At 67.6% G+C, this 19705-nt stretch carries 14 protein-coding genes, 2 rRNA genes and 2 pseudogenes; 15 read left to right on the top strand and 3 right to left on the bottom strand.

Translation table 11 applies throughout. The annotated features are described in order from the left end of the window. The first annotated feature begins 133 nt into the window (after positions 1-133). The 12 genes from MRB58_RS08150 to MRB58_RS08095 all read left to right on the top strand — a co-directional run bounded on the left by MRB58_RS08150 (position 134) and on the right by MRB58_RS08095 (position 12700). The gene (locus tag MRB58_RS08150; protein ID WP_244781220.1) at positions 134-937 is read left to right on the top strand and encodes a GntR family transcriptional regulator; all 804 of its coding nucleotides are present in this window, start codon (positions 134-136) and stop codon (positions 935-937) included. Positions 938-950: 13 nt separating this feature from the next. After that, positions 951-2177 carry an ABC transporter substrate-binding protein gene (locus MRB58_RS08145; protein ID WP_244781219.1) on the top strand — a complete coding sequence of 409 codons (1227 nt, stop codon included), beginning with the start codon at positions 951-953 and terminating at the stop codon, positions 2175-2177. Between the two features lie 69 nt (positions 2178-2246). Next, on the top strand, positions 2247-3119 hold the full coding sequence (locus tag MRB58_RS08140) for a branched-chain amino acid ABC transporter permease (RefSeq protein ID WP_244781218.1): 873 nt from the start codon (positions 2247-2249) through the stop codon (positions 3117-3119). After that, positions 3116-4084, top strand: a complete 969-nt coding sequence (locus tag MRB58_RS08135; protein WP_244781217.1) for a branched-chain amino acid ABC transporter permease — start codon at positions 3116-3118, stop codon at positions 4082-4084. Before MRB58_RS08140 ends, MRB58_RS08135 begins: the two co-directional genes overlap by 4 nt. Next, the gene (locus tag MRB58_RS08130) at positions 4084-4830 is read left to right on the top strand and encodes an ABC transporter ATP-binding protein (RefSeq protein WP_244781216.1); all 747 of its coding nucleotides are present in this window, start codon (positions 4084-4086) and stop codon (positions 4828-4830) included. Before MRB58_RS08135 ends, MRB58_RS08130 begins: the two co-directional genes overlap by 1 nt. After that, positions 4823-5524, top strand: coding sequence for an ABC transporter ATP-binding protein (locus MRB58_RS08125; RefSeq protein WP_244781215.1), 702 nt, complete (start codon positions 4823-4825; stop codon positions 5522-5524). Before MRB58_RS08130 ends, MRB58_RS08125 begins: the two co-directional genes overlap by 8 nt. A gap of 25 nt (positions 5525-5549) precedes the next feature. After that, positions 5550-6431 (top strand): oxaloacetate decarboxylase, encoded by an 882-nt coding sequence (locus tag MRB58_RS08120; protein WP_244781214.1) that lies wholly within the window; start codon positions 5550-5552, stop codon positions 6429-6431. Next, complete coding sequence (locus tag MRB58_RS08115) at positions 6428-8110, top strand: hydantoinase B/oxoprolinase family protein (protein ID WP_244781213.1); 1683 nt, start codon at positions 6428-6430, stop codon at positions 8108-8110. The genes MRB58_RS08120 and MRB58_RS08115 overlap by 4 nt, the downstream gene beginning before the upstream one ends. Next, positions 8107-10164, top strand: coding sequence for a hydantoinase/oxoprolinase family protein (locus MRB58_RS08110; RefSeq protein WP_244781212.1), 2058 nt, complete (start codon positions 8107-8109; stop codon positions 10162-10164). Before MRB58_RS08115 ends, MRB58_RS08110 begins: the two co-directional genes overlap by 4 nt. Further along, positions 10161-10775 (top strand): cysteine hydrolase, encoded by a 615-nt coding sequence (locus MRB58_RS08105; RefSeq protein WP_244781211.1) that lies wholly within the window; start codon positions 10161-10163, stop codon positions 10773-10775. The genes MRB58_RS08110 and MRB58_RS08105 overlap by 4 nt, the downstream gene beginning before the upstream one ends. A 56-nt stretch (positions 10776-10831) precedes the next feature. Beyond that, complete coding sequence (locus tag MRB58_RS08100) at positions 10832-12202, top strand: FAD-dependent oxidoreductase (RefSeq protein ID WP_244781930.1); 1371 nt, start codon at positions 10832-10834, stop codon at positions 12200-12202. Between the two features lie 69 nt (positions 12203-12271). Then, a complete protein-coding gene (locus MRB58_RS08095) occupies positions 12272-12700 on the top strand; it encodes an organic hydroperoxide resistance protein (protein WP_244781210.1) in 429 nt (142 codons plus the stop codon). Between the two features lie 36 nt (positions 12701-12736). Here the strand turns inward: MRB58_RS08095 and MRB58_RS08090 are convergent, their stop codons facing one another. Next, the gene (locus MRB58_RS08090; protein WP_244781209.1) at positions 12737-14446 is read right to left on the bottom strand and encodes a radical SAM protein; all 1710 of its coding nucleotides are present in this window, start codon (positions 14444-14446) and stop codon (positions 12737-12739) included. Between the two features lie 292 nt (positions 14447-14738). Between MRB58_RS08090 and MRB58_RS08085 the strand changes: the two are divergent. The 3 genes and pseudogenes from MRB58_RS08085 to MRB58_RS08075 form a co-directional block, all read left to right on the top strand. After that, positions 14739-15820, top strand: a pseudogene (locus MRB58_RS08085) (IS3 family transposase); the annotation flags it as partial. 157 nt (positions 15821-15977) lie between these two features. Further along, positions 15978-16127 (top strand): annotated as a pseudogene (locus tag MRB58_RS08080) (transposase domain-containing protein); the annotation flags it as partial. 56 nt (positions 16128-16183) lie between these two features. Further along, entirely contained in the window at positions 16184-16285 is a 102-nt protein-coding gene (locus tag MRB58_RS08075; protein ID WP_244781208.1) for a transposase domain-containing protein, read from the top strand. Between the two features lie 157 nt (positions 16286-16442). Here MRB58_RS08075 and rrf read toward each other — a convergent pair. Continuing rightward, positions 16443-16557: ribosomal RNA gene (gene rrf / locus MRB58_RS08070) — 5S ribosomal RNA — on the bottom strand. A gap of 114 nt (positions 16558-16671) precedes the next feature. Continuing rightward, positions 16672-19377, bottom strand: a 23S ribosomal RNA gene (locus MRB58_RS08065). Positions 19378-19705: the final 328 nt, after the last annotated feature.

The following is a 19705-nucleotide window of genomic DNA, read 5'->3' as shown; positions in this document are numbered from 1 at the left end:
ATGTTTGCGTCGCGGGGTGTGCGGTGCCCGGCGATTGATCATGCACACAATGGCAGCATATTCGGCTTGACGGCACCTGTCACTCATTTCATACAATGGCTGTATCAAAGTTGATACCGATGAGGTTTCGGGCGTGCGCGAGGCGACGGATCCGTTGAAGACCCAGCGCGTGTACCTGCTCCTGCGGGACCAGATCGCCGGAGGGCAACTCCCCGCCGGCACGCGCCTGCCCGCCGAGCCCGCACTCGCCGACGCCTACAGCGTCTCCCGCGTCACCATCCGCCGTGCGCTCGATCGGCTGGCCGCCGAGGAGCTGATCGACAAGCGACCCGGCTCGGGCACCTTCGTGCGCAAGGACGAGGCGAAGGTGCAGACCATCGTCGCCGACGTCGCCAACGTGTTCTCGCACCTGCGCGAGATGGGCCGCACGACCGACGTGCGCCTGCTGACGTTCGGCTACCAGATGCCGCCCCAGCGCATCCGCGATGCGTTGCGGATGGAGGCCGACGAGCGCGTCCAGGTTTCGGTCCGCGTCCGCCATGTGGACGGCGAGCCCTTCTCCTACCTCACCGCTTCGGTGCCGGAGCGCATCGGCCGCAACTACTCGCGCGACGAGCTGGCGACGGTGCCCCTGCTGCGGCTGATCGAGCGGTCCGGCTTCCGCGCCGAGCACGCCTGCCAGGACATCAGTGCCGCGCTCGCCAGCCCCGACGTGGCGGACGCGCTGGACCTCACCGTCGGCGCGCCGCTGATCTCGCTGACGCGCGTCGTCTACGGCCCCGACGGCGAGGGCCTGGAACACCTGCACGCGCTCTACCGGCCGGACCGGTACAGCCTGCACATGGATCTCGTTCGAACGAGAGGGGACGGCGACAGTCGCTGGAGCCCCGCCACGTCCGTCCCGGCGGCGAGCCTGCCGGCAGAACCGGAGCGATAAGAGAGGGGAGAGCATGACCAAACGATTCAACGACACGACGCGCCGAACCGTGCTGAAGGGCGGCGTCGCCGCGGCGGCCGTGCTGGCGGCGCCGGGCATCCTGCGGGCGCAGAGCCCCGCGCCGGTCAAGGTCGGCCTGTGCCAGCCGATTTCCGGCTTCTTCGCCCTCGACGGCGACCTGGCGCGCATCGGCGCCGAGCAAGCCGTCAAGGAGATCAACGAGGCGGGCGGCATCCAGTCGATGGGCGGCGCGCCGATCGAGCTGATCATCGGCGACTCGCGCTCCAACGCCGAGGCGGGCGCGCAGGCGGTCGAGGACCTCAACGAGGCGGGCGTCGCGGGCGTGCTCGGCGGCTTCGCCTCGGGCATCTCGCTGACCGCCACGCAGGCCGCCTCGCGCTACAACCTGCCCTATATCGTCGACACCGCGGTCTCCGATACGATCACCGAGCGCGGCCTCGCCAACACCTTCCGCTTCGGCCCCAGCTTCACGATGGCGACCGAGGTCGCCCTCGCCAACCTGGAGAAGCTGAACAGCGACGCCGGCAACCCGGCCAAGACCGTCGCCCTCGTCCACGAGGACGGCCTGTTCGGCTCCGGCCTCGCCGGGCTGATGGAGAAGCGCCTGCCGGACCTCGGCTTCGAGATCGTCGCGACGCTCTCGCACCCGACCCCGGCGCGCGACATGTCCAACGTCGTCCTGCGCCTGCGCTCGCTGCAACCCGACCTCATCATCCCGTCGCACTACTACAACGAGTTCGTACTCTTCGCGCGGACGTTGCAGCAGCAGCGCGTGCGGCCGATGGGCGTCTATGCCGTGTTCGGCGGCGCCGCCTCGTCCTACCGCTTCGTCGACGAGTTCCCGGAGGCGGCCGAGGGCGTGATGGACTGCAACCACTGGGGCGATCCGAACCTGCCCAAGACGCAGGAGCTGAAGGAGATCGTCGAGGCGCAGGGCAAGTTCCTCGCCTACAACACGCCGACGAACTACTCCCTGGTGAAGGTCTTCGCCCAGGCGCTGGAGAAGGCCGGGTCGACCGACAAGGACGCCATCATCGAGACCCTGCGCACCCAGGAGTTCGAGAGCGGCGTGATGCCGTACGGCATGACGAAGTTCGACGAGACCGGCCAGAACACCAGCGCGCTGCCGCTGAACACACAGGTCCAGGACGGCGCGATCAACGTGATCTACCCGCAGGAGTATGCTCAGGCGGAGCCGGTCTTCCCGGTCAACCAGTAAGCCCGCGCGCGGGCCGGTGCGCCGGCCCGCCGCCCCGACCCCCGGCCCCGACACCGACCAAGGGCGCGTATGTATTCGCCGCTGATCATTGCCGAAGCGCTGTTGAACGGCCTCATGCTGGGGGCCGTCTATGCGCTCGTCGCCCTCGGCCTGACGTTGATCTACGGCGTCCTGCATATCGTCAACTTCGCCCACGGCGCGCTGCTGACGGTGGCGATGTTCGGCGTGTGGATCGTCAACGAGACGCTGGGGATCGACCCGTACGTGTCGATCCTCCTCATCGCGCCGGTGATGTTCGCGCTGGGCTACGGCCTGCAACGCGCGATCATCGGCCCGGCCTCGCACGGGTCCGACAACAACATCCTCCTCGTGACGCTCGGCCTGTCGATCGTCATCCAGAACGTGCTCCTCGCCGTCTTCCGGTCCGACACGCGCACCATCTCCACCGACTATGCATTCGAGGTGATCGAGGCGGGGCCGCTGCTCCTGTCCTATCCGCGGGTGATCGGCCTGGGCGTCGCCGTCGTGACGGCGGCGCTCCTCTGGGTGGTGCTGAACCAGACCGCCACCGGCCGGGCGATCCGCGCCGTCGCCAAGGAGAAGACCGGCGCCAGCCTCGTCGGCATCGACGTGGCGCGCATCTACGCCATCACCTTCGGGCTCGGGTGCGCCTGTCTGGCGGTGGCGGCGGGGCTCTTGATGCCGACCTTCTACGTCAGCCCCACCACCGGCGCGGCGTTCGTGCTGGTCGCCTTCACCGTGGTGGTGCTGGGCGGCATGGGGTCGATCACCGGGGCGCTGATCGGCGGATTGCTCATCGGCGTCGTGGAGAGCGCGTCGAGCCTTTTCCTGGGCGACAGCCTCGGTCAGATCGGCATCTTCCTCATCTTCATCCTGGTCCTGCTCTTCAAGCCGACCGGCCTCTTCGGAGCGCGCCAGTGACCTCCCGCGACTTCCTCCCCGCCCTCCTGGCGCTGGCGATCCTGGCGGCGCTGCCGTTCGTCGGCCTCTCGGGCAGCCTCCTCAACCTCCTCATCTTCACGCTGATCGTGACGATGACGGCGCAGGGGTGGAACATCCTCGGCGGATTCGGCGGGCAGACCTCGTTCGGACACGCCGCCTTCTTCGGCACCGGCGCCTACACCACGGCGATCCTGCAGATCACGTTCGACATCAACGCCTGGGTGGGGCTCCTCGCGGGCATTCTCGTCGGCGCGGCGGTGGGGGCGTTCATCGGCGCGGTGTCGTTCCGCTCGGGCCTGCGGGGGTCGTACTTCGCGCTGGTGACGCTGGCGTTCGCCGAGGTGCTGCGGATCTGCGCCAACTCGGCTCCCTTCACCGGCGGCGCGGCGGGGCTCTTGGTGCCGATCGACTACGGCGCGGCGAACCTCCAGTTCGAGGACCGGCGCATCTTCGCGCTGATCCTGGTGGGCTTCGTCTTCGTCGCCCTGCTCGTCACGCGCTGGCTGGAGCGCTCGCGCTTCGGCGCCCACCTGGTCGCGGTGCGCGAAAACGAGGAAGCCGCGCAGGCGCTCGGCGTCGACGTCTTCCGCGTGAAACTCGGCGCGATCGTCCTGTCGGCGGCCGTCACCGCGGCGGCGGGCGCCCTCTACACGCAGAATTATCTCTTCATCGACGCCAACGTCGCCTACGGCACCTGGATCTCCATCGAGGCGCTGTTCGCCGCCATCGTCGGCGGGCTCGGCACCATGCTGGGGCCGCTCCTGGGCGCGGTCGTGCTGCACGGCCTGTCGGAGGTCACCAAGGCGTTCTCGGGCGACATTCCGGGGCTCGATCTCGCCGTCTTCGGCGTCATCCTGGTGCTGACCGTGGCGTTCGCGCCGAGCGGCATCTACGGCCTCGGCCGGCGCCTGTTCGCCCGCCGCACCCGCCGGGAGGACAATTGATGCTCGTCGTCGACGGACTGACCAAGCGCTTCGCCGGCCTCGTCGCGGTCGACGACGTGTCGCTTCGGGTGCCGCAGGGGGCCATCGCCGGGCTCATCGGCCCCAACGGCGCCGGCAAGACGACGCTGTTCGCGATGATCGCCGGGTTCCTGCCGCCGACCGAGGGCCGCGTCGCCTACGAGGGCGCGGACATCACCGCCGAGAAGCCGCACGTGCGCGCCCGCCGGGGCCTCGCCCGCACGTTCCAGATCGTGAAGCCCTTCGCCGGGCTCTCGGTGCACGAGAACATCGCCGTCGGCGCCTACCTGCACACGCCGCACCGGCGCGAGGCGATGGCGAAGGCGGCGGCGGTGGCCGAGCGCGTCGGCCTCGCCCGCGACCTCGACCGCGCGGCCTCGGGCCTCACGGTGGCGGGGCGCAAGCGGCTGGAGCTCGCCCGCGCGCTCGCCACCGCGCCACGGCTCCTGCTGCTGGACGAGGTGCTCGCCGGCCTCAACCCGTCCGAGATCCGTGACATCCTCCCGCTGGTGCGCACCATCCGCGACGAGGACGGGGTGACGATCCTGATGATCGAGCACATCATGCAGGCGGTCATGGACCTTTGCGAGCACGTCACCGTCATCAACCAGGGCGCGGTGATCGCCGCCGGCACGCCGCGCGAAATCAGTGCCGACCCGGTCGTCGTCGAGGCCTATCTCGGCCACGGCGCGGCGGAGCGGCTGCGCGGGGAGGCCGGACATGCTTGAGGTCCACGCCATCCGCGCCGGCTACGGCGGCACCGAGGTGCTGCGCGGCCTCGACCTCGCGGTCGGCGCCGGCGAGATCGTCGCGGTGCTGGGCGCCAACGGCGTCGGCAAGACGACGCTCAACATGGTCCTCTCCGGCCTGGTGAAGCGGGACGCGGGCACGGTGACGTTCGACGGCGAGCGGATCGACGGCCTGTCGGCCGCGCAGATCGTCGCGCGCGGTCTCATCCACGTGCCCGAGGGGCGGCGGATCTTCCCCAATCTCTCGGTTCGCGAAAACCTCGAATGCGGCTGCTACCGCCGGGCCAAGTCCGCGCGTCAGGCCAACCTCGAACGCGTCTTCGCAACCTTCCCGCGCCTGAAGGAGCGGCACCGGCAGTCGGCCGGGACGCTGTCGGGCGGCGAACAACAGATGCTGGCGATCGGCCGCGGCATGATGGGCGAGCCGAAGCTCCTCATCCTCGACGAGCCGTCGCTCGGGCTCTCCCCGCTCCTGGTGGAGGAGATGTTCGCGCTCATCGCCGCGCTCAACGAAGGCGGATTGCCCATCATGCTGGTGGAGCAGAACGTCGTGCAATCGCTTCAGCTCGCCTCGCGGGCCTACATCCTGGAGAACGGGCAGGTGGCCCTCTCCGGACCGGCCGCGACACTGCGGGACGACCCGGAACTGAAGCGCGCCTACCTGGGCCTCTGAGCGGCTCCAAACCAAGGACGACAAAATGGGCTTGAGGGAGAGACTTCAAGACGATCGCCCCGTCGTGGCGCCCGGCGTCTACGACGCGCTGACCGCCTCGATCGCCACCGACGCGGGGTTCGAGCTGCTGTACCTGTCGGGCGCCGCGATCGCCTACACGCGGCTCGGCCGGCCGGATATCGGCCTCGTCTCGATGAGCGAGGTCGCCGAGACGATCGCTCTGGTGCGCGACCGGGTGCCCACCCCGTTCCTGGTCGACGCCGACAACGGCTACGGCAACGCGCTCAACGTCGAGCGCACGGTGCGGACCTTCGAGCGGGCGGGGGCCTCGGCGATCCAGCTCGAGGACCAGACCGCGCCCAAACGCTGCGGTCACCTGCGCGACAAGTCGCTGATCTCCGTCGGCGAGATGGTCGGCAAGGTGAAGGCCGCCGTCGACGTGCGCGCGAGCGAGGAGACGCTCATCGTCGCCCGTACCGACGCGGTCGCGGTGGAGGGATTCGAGCGCGCCATCGACCGGGCCCGCGCCTACGCCGAGGCGGGGGCGGACGTCCTCTTCGTCGAGGCGCCGCGCTCGGCCGAGCAGCTCGAGGCCGTGGTCGACGCGCTCGGCACCACGCGGCCGCTGCTGGCGAACATGGTGGAGGGCGGCGACACGCCGATCACCTCCGCCGACGAGCTGGGCGCGCTGGGCTTCTCCATCGTCATCTTCCCCGGCGGCATCGTCCGCGCCCTCGCCCGGCATGCGCAGGACTACTACCGCTCGCTCGCCGCCAACGGTTCCAACCGCCCGTTCGCCGACCGCATGTTCGACTTCACGGCCCTCAACGCCCTCATCGGCACGCCCGAGATGTTGGAGCGCGGCAAGGCCTACGAGACCACCGAGACCAAAGAGGACGCCGCTTGAGCGCGCTGGACCCCGTCACGCTCGCCGTCCTCAAGGGGCGGCTGGAGCAGATCGTCGACGAAATGGACGCGACGCTCTACCGCTCCGCGTTCAACCCCATCATCGCCGAGGCGAAGGACGCCTGCCACGGCTTCTACCACCGCGAGACCGGCGAGACGCTGGTGCAGGGTACCTCGGGCCTGCCCATCTTCGTCGGCGCGATGGCGTTCGCCGTGAAGTCGGTGATCGACAAAGTGGCCAGGGACGGGGGGCTGAGCGAGGGCGACACCTTCATCTTCAACGACCCGTACGACGGCGGCACCCACCTCAACGATTTCCGCCTCGTGCGGCCGATCTTCCGGGACGGCGCGCTGTTCTGCTGGATGGCCTCGGTGGGCCACTGGCTCGACGTCGGCGGCAACGTGCCGGGCGGATACAATCCCAAGGCCACCGAGAGCTTCCAGGAGGGCGCGCGCATCCCGCCGGTGAAGCTGATCCGCGCCGGCGAGATGCAGCAGGACATCCTCGACATCATCGACGCGATGGCCCGGGTGCCGATGTCCAACTGGGGCGACCTCAACGGCCAGCTCAACGCGCTGGACCTCGGCGAGCGACGCCTCGGCGCGCTGCTCGACGAGTACGGCGACGCCACCATCGCCACCGCCTTCGAGGCGTTCTCCGACCGGGCCGAGGCGCTGATGCGCGCCGCCATCGAGGCGCTGCCGGACGGGCGCTACTCGTTCGAGGATGTCCTCGACAACGACGGCATCGTCGACGAGATGCTGACCGTCGCGCTCGACCTCACCATTTCCGGCGACACGATGGCGCTCGATTTCTCGCGCTCGTCGCCCGGGCCGCAGGGGCCGATCAACATCTCGCGCGCGACCACCATCGCCGCCTGCTACGTGGCGCTGAAGCACGTCTTCACCGACGTTCCGGCCAACGCCGGCTGCCTGCGGCCGATCTCGTTCGAGATCACCGACGGCTCGCTGCTCGGCGCCAAGGCCCCCAAGCCGACGGCCGGCTATACCGAGACGATCCTGCGTCTCATCGGCGTCGTCTTCGGCGCCGTCGCCCAGGCGGACCCGGTGAAGGCGATGGCCGCGCCCTTCGGTACCATCAACGCCCTCTCCATCGCCGGCCATCGCGACGACGGCTCGCGCTGGGTGATGTTCTCGTTCTTCGGCGGCGGCCTCGGCGGCAACCCGGAGTCGGACGGGCTGAACCACGCCAACAACCCGATCTCCACCGCGACGATCCCGCCGATCGAGATCCTGGAGGCGGCCTATCCGGTGATGTTCACCCAGTGGGCGCTGCGGCCGAACTCGGCGGGGGCGGGCGCGCACCGCGGCGGCGTCGGCGCCGTCTACGAGATCGAGCCGCTGACCGACGCGGACGTCTCGCTGCTGGGCGAGCGGGGCAAGCGCGCGCCGTTCGGTGTCGCCGGCGGCGGCGATGCGGCGACCAACCGCTTCACCTGGCAGTCGGACGAGGGCGAGAAGAGCCCGCCGATGGTGTCGAAGATCACCGGGGTGCGGGTGCGCGCCGGGCAGCGGGTGCGGCTGGAATCGCCCGGCGGCGGCGGCTGGGGCGACCCGAAGACGCGCGACCGCGAGGCGGTGAAGCGCGACGTGCGGCTCGGCTTCGTCAGCGCCGACGAGGCCCGCGATGTGTACGGATTGAGCGAGGCGGCGGAGTGAGCGCACTTGGAAAGATCGTCGGCGTCGACGTCGGCGGCACGTTTACGGACCTCTTCTTCTACGACGAGGACGCGCGCGCGTTCCGCACCAACAAGGTGCCCTCGAACCGGGGCAACGAAGCGGTCGGCTTCATGGACGGGCTGACGAGCTTCGGCGCCGTCGCCGAACTGACGTCGATCGTCCACGGCACCACGGTCGGCACCAACGCGCTGCTGGAGCGCAAGGGGGCGCGCACCGGGCTCATCACCACCGCCGGTTTCCGCGACGTCCTGGAGATGCGCCGGCGCGACCGGCGCCGCACCTGGGGCCTGTCGGGCGACTTCGTCCCGGTGGTGGACCGCGACATGCGCCTCGAGGTCGCAGAGCGGACGCTGGCGGACGGCACGGTGCGCACCGCGGTCGACCCGGCCGAGGTCGCCGCCGCGGCGCGCGCGCTGACCGCGGCGGGGGCGGAGGCGGTGGCCATCGTCTTCGTCAACGCCTACGCCAACCCGGCCAACGAAGAGGCCGCGCTCGCCGCCGTACGCGAGGTCTGGCCCAACGACCACGTCGCCGCCTCCTCGCAGATCCTGCCCGAGATCCGCGAGTTCGAACGCACCTCGACGACGGTGCTCAACGCCTACCTGCAGCCGGTGGTCGGCTCCTACCTGGACCGTCTGGAGACGGCGCTGACGCGCGACGCCTTCGCCGGCCGCTTCCACATCGTCCAGTCCAACGGCGGCGTGATGTCGACCGAGACGGCTTGCCAGCTGCCGGTGCGAACCGCGCTGTCGGGACCGGCGGCGGGCGTCATCGCGGCGGCGGCGATCGCCGAGGCGGCGGGGTTCCCCAACGTCATCACCGGCGACCTCGGCGGCACCTCGTTCGACGTGTCGCTGGTGGTCGACGGCAAGACCGCGCTGTCGGCGCAGACGACGATCGACTACGGCCTCGTCGTGCGCACGCCGATGATCGAGATCACCACCATCGGCGCCGGCGGCGGCTCCATCGCTCACGTCGACCGCGGCGGCCTCCTGGAAGTCGGCCCGGAGAGCGCCGGCTCGGTGCCCGGTCCGGTCTGCTACGGCGGCGGCAACGACCGGCCGACGCTGACCGACGCCAACGTCGTCCTCGGCCGCATCAACGCGGCCAAGCCGATCGGCGGCAAGCTGGCGCGGCTCGACGTTGCCGCCGCTGAGGCCGCCATCGCCACCCACGTCGCCGAGCCGCTGGGCCTCGACGTGATGGCGGCGGCCGAAGCCATCGTGAAGATCGCCGACTCGAAGATGGCCGGCGCGATCCGGCTGATGTCGATCGAGCGCGGGCACGACCCGGCGCGCTTCGCGGCGATGCCGTTCGGTGGCGGCGGCGCGCTGCACGCCGGCGCGCTGATCAAGGACGTCGGCCTCAAGGCGGCGCTGGTGCCGCGCTATCCGGGCGTCACCTCGGCGCTCGGCTGCGTCATCGCCGACATCCGCCACGACCAGGTGCAGACCGTCAACGTCGCGCTGGAGGGGATCGACATCGCCGCCCTCGACGCGCGCATGGTGGCCGAGGCGCGGGCGACGCGCGAGGTGGTGGAGAACGCACGCCTCGCGGTGGAGCGGATCGAGACGCGCTTCGAGCTCGACATGCACTATATCGGCCAGACGCACACCATCGGCGTGACCGTCCCGGTGGCGCTCGACGGCGAGACGACGGGCGTCACCGTGGCGATGATCCGCGCGGCGTTCGAGGCGGCCTACCAGCGCTCGTTCAGCCGCCTGCTGCCGGGGGTGCCGATGAAGATCGTTAATTTGCGGACCAGCGCCATCGGCATCCGCCCCGGCTTCGACATGGCGGCGCTGGCCCCCACGGCCACCGGCGACGTCGCCGCGGCCCGGACCGGCCGCCGCCCCGTCTGGTTCGGCGGCGCCTGGCACGAGACGGACGTCTACGCCCGGCTCGACCTTCCCGTCGGCGCCGAGATCGACGGCCCGGCGATCCTGGAACAGCCCGACGCCACCACCGTCGTCGACCCGGACCTGAAGGCCCGCGTCGACCGGTTCGGCAACATCATCGTGGAGCGCAAATGAGCGGACACGCCATCCCCGTGGAGCGGACCGCGCTCCTGATCGTCGACCTGCAGAACGATTTCATCCATCCGGACGGCGCCTACGGCCGAGCCGGCCAGTCGGCGCCGGCCATCGCGGCGCTGCCGGAGCGGGTGAAGCCGCTCGCCGACGCGCTGCGGCAGAAGGGGGGCTGGGTGATCTCGACCCAGTTCACGCTGGTTCCGGCCAAGCGCGGCGAGCCGATCGTCTCCCCGCACCTCAAGGCATTGCGCCCCTTCTTGAAGAAGGGCGACTTCGCGCCCGGCCAATGGGGGCACCAGCTCGTCGACACGCTGCAGCCGGCGGACCTGACGGTGGAGAAGATCGCCTACTCGGCGTTCTACATGACCCGCTTCGAGTGGGTTCTGCGCAAGTGCGACATCCATAAGCTGATCGTCGCCGGCATCGTCACCAACGGCGGGGTCGCCTCCACGGTGCGCGACGCCCACGTGCGCGACCTCGAGACCGTGGTGCTGTCGGACGGCACGGCGGCATTCACCGAGCGCGTCCACGAAACGTCCATCGAGGCGCTGCGCCCGGTATGCCGCGTCGCGACCGTGGCGGAGATGACGGACGAGGTGCTCGCCGCGTGACCCTGCCCGCCGCCAGTGCCGGTGCCGGCGCCGGTCCGGCGAGCGGGCGCGTCGAGGTGTCGGCGCGCGCGTTCGCGCTCGGCGTTCCGGTGCTGATCGTCGGCGCCGGCGCGGCGGGGCTGGTCGCGGCGTTGGCCGCGCGCGAGGCGGGGGCCGAGGTGCTGGTCCTGGAGCGGGACGCCCTGCCGCGCGGCTCGACCGCCCTGTCCGCGGGCCTCGTGCCGGCCGCGGGGACCGCCTGGCAGGCCGCCGCCGGGATCGCCGACAGCCCCGCGGCGTTCGCCGCCGACATCATGAAGAAGGCGAAGTGCGAGCCGGACCCGGCGCTGGTGAAGACCGTTACCGAGGCCGTCGGCCCGGCGCTCGACTGGCTGGGGGCGGCGCATGGGCTGCCCTTCTCGGTGGTCGACAACTTCCACTATCCCGGCCACTCCTCGCTGCGCATGCACGGCCTCCCCTCGCGCTCCGGCGAGGAGCTGATCGACCGGCTGCGCCAGGCGGCGGAGGCCGCGGAGGTCGACATCCTGACCGACGCGCACGTCACCACGCTGATCGCCGCACCGGACGGGCGCGTGCGCGGCGTCGTCGCCGTGCGCCCCGACGGCAGCGAGGAGGCGATCGGTTGTGAGGCGCTGATCCTCGCCTGCAACGGCTACGGCGGCAACAAGGCGCTGGTCGCCGAGCACATCCCGCAGATGGCGGACGCGCTCTACTTCGGCCATCCCGGCAACCAGGGCGACGCGATCCTGTGGGGCGCGGCGCTGGGCGCGGCGGTGCGCGATCTCGGCGGCCACCAGGGGCACGGCTCGGTGGCGCACCCGGCGGGGATCCTCGTCACCTGGGCGAGCGTGATGGAGGGCGGCTTCCAGGTGAACACCGCCGGCGCGCGCTTCTCCAACGAGGCGGACGGCTACTCCGAGCAGGCGGCCCGCGTGCTTGCCCAGCCGGGCGGGATCGCCTGGACCATCTTCGACGCGCGCATCGCCGCGATCGCCGCACAGTTCGAGGACTACCGCAACGCCGTCGCCGCCGGCGCCATCGTCGAGGGCGACACGCTGGAGGCGCTCGCCGCCGCCGCGCACCTTCCCGCCGACGCCCTCGCTGCGACCGCCGCCGCCGTCGACGCCGCCAAGCGCGGCACGGCGCCCGACCCGCACGGCCGCGACTTCGCCGGCGTCGCGCCGCTGGCGCCGCCGTTCCGCGCGGTGCGGGTAACGGGGGCGCTGTTCCACACCCAGGGCGGCCTCGCGGTCGACGGCGCGGCGCGGGTGCTGCGGGCGGACGGCACGGCGCTCCCCAATCTCTACGCGGCCGGCGGCGCGGCGTGCGGCGTCTCCGGGCGCTCGGCGGCGGGCTACCTCTCCGGCAACGGCCTCTTGACGGCGGTGGCGCTCGGCCGCCTCGCCGGACGAGCGGCGGCCGGCTGACCCCTTCGCCCGGTCCGCGCGGCCGGGCCACCTGCCGCCCCCGAGGCGGCGCAACACTTCGGAGACGACATGGCGACGATCTATTCCACGCGCGTGGTGGCGAACGGCGGCCGGCGCGGCAAGGTGAAGAGCGACGACGGGATCCTGGCACTGGACCTCGCGATGCCCACCGAGATGGGCGGCCTCGGCGGTGCGACCAACCCCGAGCAGCTCTTCGCCGCGGGCTATGGCGCCTGCTTTCAGAGCGCGCTGATGTTCCTGATGCGCGGCAAGGATATGACGGTCGACAACGACATGATCGAGGTCGGCTGCACCGTCGGCCTGGACCCGAAGGCCGAGGGCGGCTTCACCCTTCGCGCCGCGCTGGACGTGACGCTGAAGGGGATCGACCAGGGCACCGCCGAGGCACTGGTCGCCGAGGCGCACCGCATGTGCCCCTACTCCAACGCCGTGCGCGGCAACATACCGGTCGACATCTCGGTCACCGGCACGGACTGACGGCGGCGGCCGCGGGGCGGCCGCCTGCGGGTTCCGTCAGCTCGCGAGCGCGGTCGGGGCGGCGACGGGAATGTCGGTGCTATAGGCGTAGGTGTTGGTGATCGAGTGCTTGTCCGCCCGGAAGGACTTGTACAGGTAGTACAGGTGCCAGTGCTGCGCGCAGGCGTTCACGAACACCGGGAAGGTCGCATCGGTGCCGAACCTGTACGTCCGCCGTTTGCGGAAGATTTTGGCGTAGCGCGGCAGAATGTTGCCGGCTTCGCCGGCGGCGCGTGCCGCCCGCGCCAGCCGCCACAGCTGGGCCACCGCGCCCACGTAGGCGAGCGCTCGGTGGCTGAGCGGCGGCTTGCCGCGCCGGTCGGCCATCGCCATGCGCTTGTCCCGCAGCGTGGGTGACATGGCCATGGTTCTGAAATATCGGTCGAAATAGGCCTCCGGCTCGAACAGACGCTGGTTGAGGCTCGCCACGCCGGCGGACAGTTCTTCGGCGCTCATCTGCAACGGCTCGAAATTGCAGTTCGGATTGTCGAGCCGCAGCCGTCCCTCCATCTGCATGCGGGTGAAGAGCGGCGTCGTCGGCAGGACGGTCAGCGTCGCGATCCCCGCCCGCGCGAGGGCCACCTCCTGCACGAACTCTTCCTGCATCTGGAAGATGTCCGGCCCATCGCTGTCGAAGCCGACGATCATGCCGCCGGTGACGATGAGGCCGGCATCGCGGACGCGGGCCAGCTTGTCGGCCATGCTGTCGCCGCGGATGTTCTGCACCTTCTTGGTCTCGGCAAGCGAAGCCTCGCTGGGCGACTCGATGCCGATGAAGATGGAGCTCATGCCGGCTTCGTACATCAACTCCAGCAGGTCCGGCTCGTCCGCCAGATTGATCGACACCTCGGTCGCCAGCTTCAGCGGGTAGTTGTTGGCCTTCTGCCAGGCCACCAGCTCGACGAGCAGTCCACGCGCCAGCTTCTTGTTGCCGATCAGATTGTCGTCGACGAGGAAGACCGTGCGCACGCCGCGCCGCCGCAACGTCTCCAGCTCGGCGATCACCTCGCCGGGATCTTTGGCGCGCGGTTTGCGACCGTAGATCGTGATGATATCGCAGAACTCGCACATGAAGGGGCAGCCGCGCGAAAACTGCACCGAGGCGCTGAGATATTTGCGATGGTCGACCAGATCGTAGCGCGGCTGCGGCAGCTTCGACATGTCGGTTTTCGCCGCCTGCTCGATGCGCGGCACGAACGGCCTGCCATGGGCGACGTCGTCGACGAACCGCGGCCAGCTCTCGTCCGCCTCGCCGACGAAGACGACGTCGCAGCGACGGGAGAAGAAGTCCTCGTCGATGCTGGCATAGGGACCGCCGACGGCGAGGATGCCGGGATAATCGGCCAGTTCGTCGAGGATTTCGCGCAGGCGGATGCGCTGCACGATCATCCCCGTCACGCCGACGATGTCGAAGCTTCTGAGGTGCTCGAAGTCGAGCGGATCGGTATTCTCGTCGAACAGCGCGATGTCGTGGCGCCGATCCACCAGGGCGGCGAGGAGCGGAAGGACACCAGGCGCCATGGTCGCCCGGGCACGGGTCGAGGCGATGGGGACGTAGTAGTCGTCACCGTAGAAGGACGGCTCGAAGCGGGGGCAGACGAGGGCGATCCGGAGCGAGTGAACCGAAGGAGTCGTGCGCGGCGTTCTGCGGGTTCGCGGGACGAACGAACCGGAGCCCAACATCGGAGAGACGGCATGGTCACTCATGGCGGCGCTTTCAATATCCGCCGCCAGAAATAACCAAAACTGTCAAGAAATGAAAGCTGAACTTGTTATCCCCATTGACGTGAGCCCAATCGTTCATCCACCCGCGACTGGAATCGTCGTCTGAGATTTGCGCGTCTTGATGTTGCCCCCTGAAGTGTCCTCGGTCTGAACTGGACTCCGTCGGAATGAGACGGAGATGAAGAAGAGCCGCTTTAGTGAGGAGCAGTGACCTGCCCCGGTAATTTCGGACCAACAATTCCTTGAGAGGCTGCCCTCCGGCATGGAGGGAAGGATGCGCAAGTCGAGATTCACGGACGAGCAGATGGTGTCGATCGTGCGGGAGGCGGATCGCGACACGACGCCGACGGTGGCGAAGCGTCACGGTGTCAGCGAGCAGACCATCTACACGTGGCGCAAGCGTTTCGGCGCGTTCGAGGCCGACGACGTGCGGCGGCTGAAGCAGCTGGAGGCGGAGAACACGAGGCTGAAGAAATTGGTGGTCGAGCGGGACCTCGAGATCGAGGTGATGAAGGAGATCGCTGCAAAAAAATGGTGAGCGTGCCGGAGCGTCGCGCGGCCGTGGCCTATGCGGTGAGCCGGGGCCTGTCGCAGCGGCGCGCCTGCACGCTGATCGGAGTAGCACGGTCGGCGCTCACCTATCGCTCGCGGCAGGCGCAGAAGGACGCGCCGGTGCTGAGGCGCATGGTCGAGCTCTCGGCCCAGTATCCGCGCTACGGGTACCGTCGGATCGCGGTCTTCCTCGGTCGCGACGGTCACGCCATGAGCTTCGAGCGGGCGTACCGTCTGTGGCGGCGAGCCGGGCTGCTGGTGCCGCGCAAACGGCCGCGCAAGCGCATCGCCGCCGGCCGGCCGCGTCCGATGGCACCGACCGGAGCGAACCAGGTTTGGAGCTACGATTTCGTGTTCGACTGGTGCGCCAACGGCCAGAAGCTGAAGTGCCTGACGATCACCGACGAGTGGACCAGGGAGGGCCTGGCGATCGAGGTCGATGGCCGCATCCGCTCCTCGCGAGTCATCGAGGTGCTGTCGCGCCTTGTGTCCGAGCGCGGCGCGCCGCTCTACCTGCGGTCCGACAACGGGCCGGAGTTCGTCTCCCGCGCGCTGCTGGCGTGGATCGTCGATCAGGGCGCCGACACGGCGTTGATCGATCCGGGCAAACCCTGGCAAAATGGCACCGGAGAGAGCTTCAACGGCAAGTTCCGCGACGAGTGCCTGAGCCTGGAATGGTTTCGCTCGCGCGCCGAGGCCAAGATGACGATCGAAGCCTGGCGCCGGCACTACAACGAGGTGCGACCTCACTCGAGCCTCGGCTATCTGACGCCGGCCGCCTTCGCGGCGAAGACCAGCACCGAACACCCAGCGGCCACGACGGGGCGGACCGCTGCGGTATGTGGGGCCTCCACGGCCCGCCCCGTCGTCAAACCGCCCCACACGGGGCTCAACGAGGCAGACACAGGGGCAGCGTTCTCAAGCTAAGCGTGGTCCGAAGAATCCAGGCAGGTCAGCGACGCTGATCGGGACGGCCAAGCTGAACGACATCGACCCTCAGGCCTGGCTCGCCGACGTGCTGGCGCGGATCGCCGCCACGCCGCAGGGACGGCTTCCCGAGCTGCTGCCGTGGAACTGGACGGGGCCAGCGCCCTCAGCCGCCATCGCCTGAGCCACGGCCGCCGCCTGCCACGGCATACGATCCGCCGTGCCCGCGGCCCACACCGGATGCTTACCGCCTGGCTGACCCTCACCCTCGAGCGCATCGCGAGCGGCTGGCCCAACTGTCAGATCGACGACCTCATGCCCTGGCATCCGCTTCCCGCCTGAACGGCCTCGGCTGATCGCTTACTGTTGGGTGGCGGAGGAACGGGGATAGCCCGCACGACACGCGGCTTTGGGGCCGAGTGTGGGCGGGTTGGGGGAGGCTTTTGGGCCTCGGGATGTTGGGGTGGTGTAAAGAGAAGGGGGAACGCGTGCTCGGCAGGCCTGGCGGCGACCTACTCTCCCGTGGCTTGAGCCAGAGTACCATCGGCGCTGAGGAGTTTAACGGCCGAGTTCGGAATGGGATCGGGTGGGGGCTCCTCGCAAAGGCCACCAGGCCGGCGAAGCACGCGTTGTTCGTGAAACTGGTGAGCGTAGGCTCATCCGGCGCGATGGCCGGTCTTTCCGTGTATCGAGATCCGCCTATGGCGGATGGGCATTGGGTAATGAGAGCGATCAAGCCAATCGAGCGATTAGTACACGTAAGCTCCACACATTGCTGCGCTTCCACATCGTGCCTATCAACGTCGTCGTCTACAACGGCTCTCAAGGGAGAACTCGTTTCCAGGTGGGTTTCCCGCTTAGATGCTTTCAGCGGTTATCCCGTCCGTACGTAGCTACCCTGCAATGCGGCTGGCGCCACAACAGGTCCACAAGAGGTACGTCCACCCCGGTCCTCTCGTACTAGGGGCAGATCCTGTCAATTCTCCGACACCCACGGCAGATAGGGACCAAACTGTCTCACGACGTTCTGAACCCAGCTCACGTACCGCTTTAATTGGCGAACAGCCAAACCCTTGGGACCTGCTCCAGCCCCAGGATGCGATGAGCCGACATCGAGGTGCCAAACAACTCCGTCGCTATGGACGCTTGGGAGTCATCAGCCTGTTATCCCCGGCGTACCTTTTATCCGTTGAGCGATGGCCCTTCCACGCGGGACCACCGGATCACTATGGCCGACTTTCGTCTCTGCTCGACTTGTCAGTCTCGCAGTCAGGCAGGCTTATGCCATTGCACTCAACGAGCGATTTCCGACCGCTCTGAGCCCACCTTCGCACGCCTCCGTTACTCTTTGGGAGGCGACCGCCCCAGTCAAACTACCCACCATACACTGTCCCGGACGTAGGTCGCGGTTAGACATCCATGAAAACAAGGGTGGTATTTCAAGGGTGGCTCCACGCAGGCTGGCGCCCACGCTTCAAAGCCTACCACCTATCCTACACATGTCGTCACGAATGCCAGTGTAAAGCTATAGTAAAGGTGCACGGGGTCTTTCCGTCTGACCGCAGGAACCTCGCATCTTCACGAGGAATTCAATTTCACTGAGTCGATGCTGGAGACAGCGGGGAAGTCGTTACGCCATTCGTGCAGGTCGGAACTTACCCGACAAGGAATTTCGCTACCTTAGGACCGTTATAGTTACGGCCGCCGTTTACCGGGGCTTCAATTCGGTGCTTGCACACCTCCTTTTAACCTTCCGGCACCGGGCAGGCGTCAGACCCTATACGTCGTCTTGCGACTTCGCAGAGCCCTGTGTTTTTGATAAACAGTCGCTACCCCCTGGTCTGTGCCCCTCCAACCCGGTTGCCCGAATCAGAGGCCTCCTTCTCCCGAAGTTACGGAGGTAATTTGCCGAGTTCCTTCAGCATCGTTCTCTCAAGCGCCTCGGTATTCTCTACCATTCCACCAGAGTCGGTTTCGGGTACGGTCATTTGGGGAGCTATTTCCTGGAACAACCAGGCTGCCCGACCAATCCAATAAGGCCAGACAACTTTCGTCATTCGTCACTCATCCCTGGTCACGGAATATTAACCGTGTTCCCATCGACTACCCCTTTCGGGTTCGCCTTAGGGGCCGACTAACCCTGCGCAGATTAGCTTTACGCAGGAACCCTTGGAATTTCGGCGGGGGTGTCTCTCACACCCCTTACGTTACTCATGTCAGCATTCGCACTTCCGATACCTCCAGGTGCCCTCACGGGTCACCCTTCGCAGGCTTACGGAACGCTCCGCTACCGCTTGTCAAAGACAAGCCCACAGCTTCGGCACGTGGCTTTAGCCCCGCTACATTTTCGGCGCGGAGACCCTTATTTAGACCAGTGAGCTGTTACGCTTTCTTTAAATGATGGCTGCTTCTAAGCCAACATCCTGGTTGTTTTGGGGTCTCTACATCCTTTCACACTTAGCCACGATTTGGGGGCCTTAGCTGGTGATCAGGGTTGTTTCCCTCTCCACGACAGACGTTAGCACCTGCCGTGTGTCTGCCGGATAGTCCTCTCGGGTATTCGGAGTTTGGTTGAAGTCAGTAAGGCGGTAAGCCCCCATTCCTCATCCAGTGCTCTACCCCCCGAGGGATACGTCCGACGCACTACCTAAATAGTTTTCGCGGAGAACCAGCTATCACCGAGTTTGATTGGCCTTTCACCCCTAACCACAAGTCATCCGAGAATTTTGCAACATTCAACGGTTCGGTCCTCCAGTTGGTGTTACCCAACCTTCAACCTGCTCATGGCTAGATCACTCGGTTTCGGGTCTAATCCGACGAACTGAACGCCCTGTTCAGACTCGCTTTCGCTACGCCTACACCTATCGGCTTAAGCTTGCTCGTCAGACTAAGTCGCTGACCCATTATACAAAAGGTACGCAGTCAGGCTTTCGCCCTCCTACTGTTTGTAAGCATCCGGTTTCAGGGACTCTTTCACTCCCCTTGTCGGGGTTCTTTTCACCTTTCCCTCACGGTACTGGTTCACTATCGGTCATCGAGGAGTATTTAGGCTTGGAGGGTGGTCCCCCCATGTTCAGACAGGATTTCACGTGTCCCGCCCTACTCGAACGGCAGATCATCTTACACATACGGGGCTGTCACCCTCTATGGCCCAACGTTCCAGTTGGTTCTGCTTGTGTCACTGCACGGCCTGGTCCGCGTTCGCTCGCCACTACTAACGGAATCTCGGTTGATTTCTTTTCCTCAGGGTACTGAGATGTTTCACTTCCCCTGGTTCGCTCCCTTGCGGGTACCCTTAACGGGTGGGTTTCCCCATTCGGACATTCACGGATCAAAGGTTGTTCGCACCTCCCCGTGACTTTTCGCAGCGTACCACGTCCTTCATCGCCTCTCGATGCCAAGGCATCCACCGAATGCTCTTAAGGCACTTGATCACTCTCATTATCAATGCCCACCCGAACGCCCCTGCGGGAGCGCGCCTCCCGGAGGAGGACGGATGGACTGATAAGGAAAGACCAGTTTCACGAGATCTGTCCGCAGCGCCACGATCGGCCCGGTCAGGAGCCATCCCGCCTTCGTCATCCGACGTCGGCGGCAATCACGGCAGGTGAGGGGGCATCAGCACGTGACCGGATCCCGAAGGACCCGGCGGGTCGTGCTGGATGTCGGAGATAACGTAATCCCTCACCATCGCACCGGTCCGGACATGATGCACGTCTCGCGAGCTCCGCTCGGGATCCGTGCGTCCAGCCCAGTGGGCGA

The organism is Acuticoccus sp. I52.16.1, assembly GCF_022865125.1.
Taxonomy (GTDB): Bacteria; Pseudomonadota; Alphaproteobacteria; order Rhizobiales; family Amorphaceae; genus Acuticoccus.
Note: the sequence above shows the minus strand (reverse complement) of the source record. Positions and strands in the feature narration are given on the sequence as shown.

Bases quoted from the DNA above. Each gene is read 5' to 3' on its own strand.
- MRB58_RS08145 (WP_244781219.1), top strand. From the start codon at position 951: ATGACCAAACGATTCAACGACACGACGCGCCGAACCGTGCTGAAGGGC.
- MRB58_RS08140 (WP_244781218.1), top strand. From the start codon at position 2,247: ATGTATTCGCCGCTGATCATTGCCGAAGCGCTGTTGAACGGCCTCATG.
- MRB58_RS08130 (WP_244781216.1), top strand. From the start codon at position 4,084: ATGCTCGTCGTCGACGGACTGACCAAGCGCTTCGCCGGCCTCGTCGCG.
- MRB58_RS08125 (WP_244781215.1), top strand. From the start codon at position 4,823: ATGCTTGAGGTCCACGCCATCCGCGCCGGCTACGGCGGCACCGAGGTG.
- MRB58_RS08120 (WP_244781214.1), top strand. From the start codon at position 5,550: ATGGGCTTGAGGGAGAGACTTCAAGACGATCGCCCCGTCGTGGCGCCC.
- MRB58_RS08105 (WP_244781211.1), top strand. From the start codon at position 10,161: ATGAGCGGACACGCCATCCCCGTGGAGCGGACCGCGCTCCTGATCGTC.
- MRB58_RS08095 (WP_244781210.1), top strand. From the start codon at position 12,272: ATGGCGACGATCTATTCCACGCGCGTGGTGGCGAACGGCGGCCGGCGC.
- MRB58_RS08090 (WP_244781209.1), bottom strand. From the start codon at position 14,446: ATGAGTGACCATGCCGTCTCTCCGATGTTGGGCTCCGGTTCGTTCGTC.
- MRB58_RS08075 (WP_244781208.1), top strand. From the start codon at position 16,184: ATGCTTACCGCCTGGCTGACCCTCACCCTCGAGCGCATCGCGAGCGGC.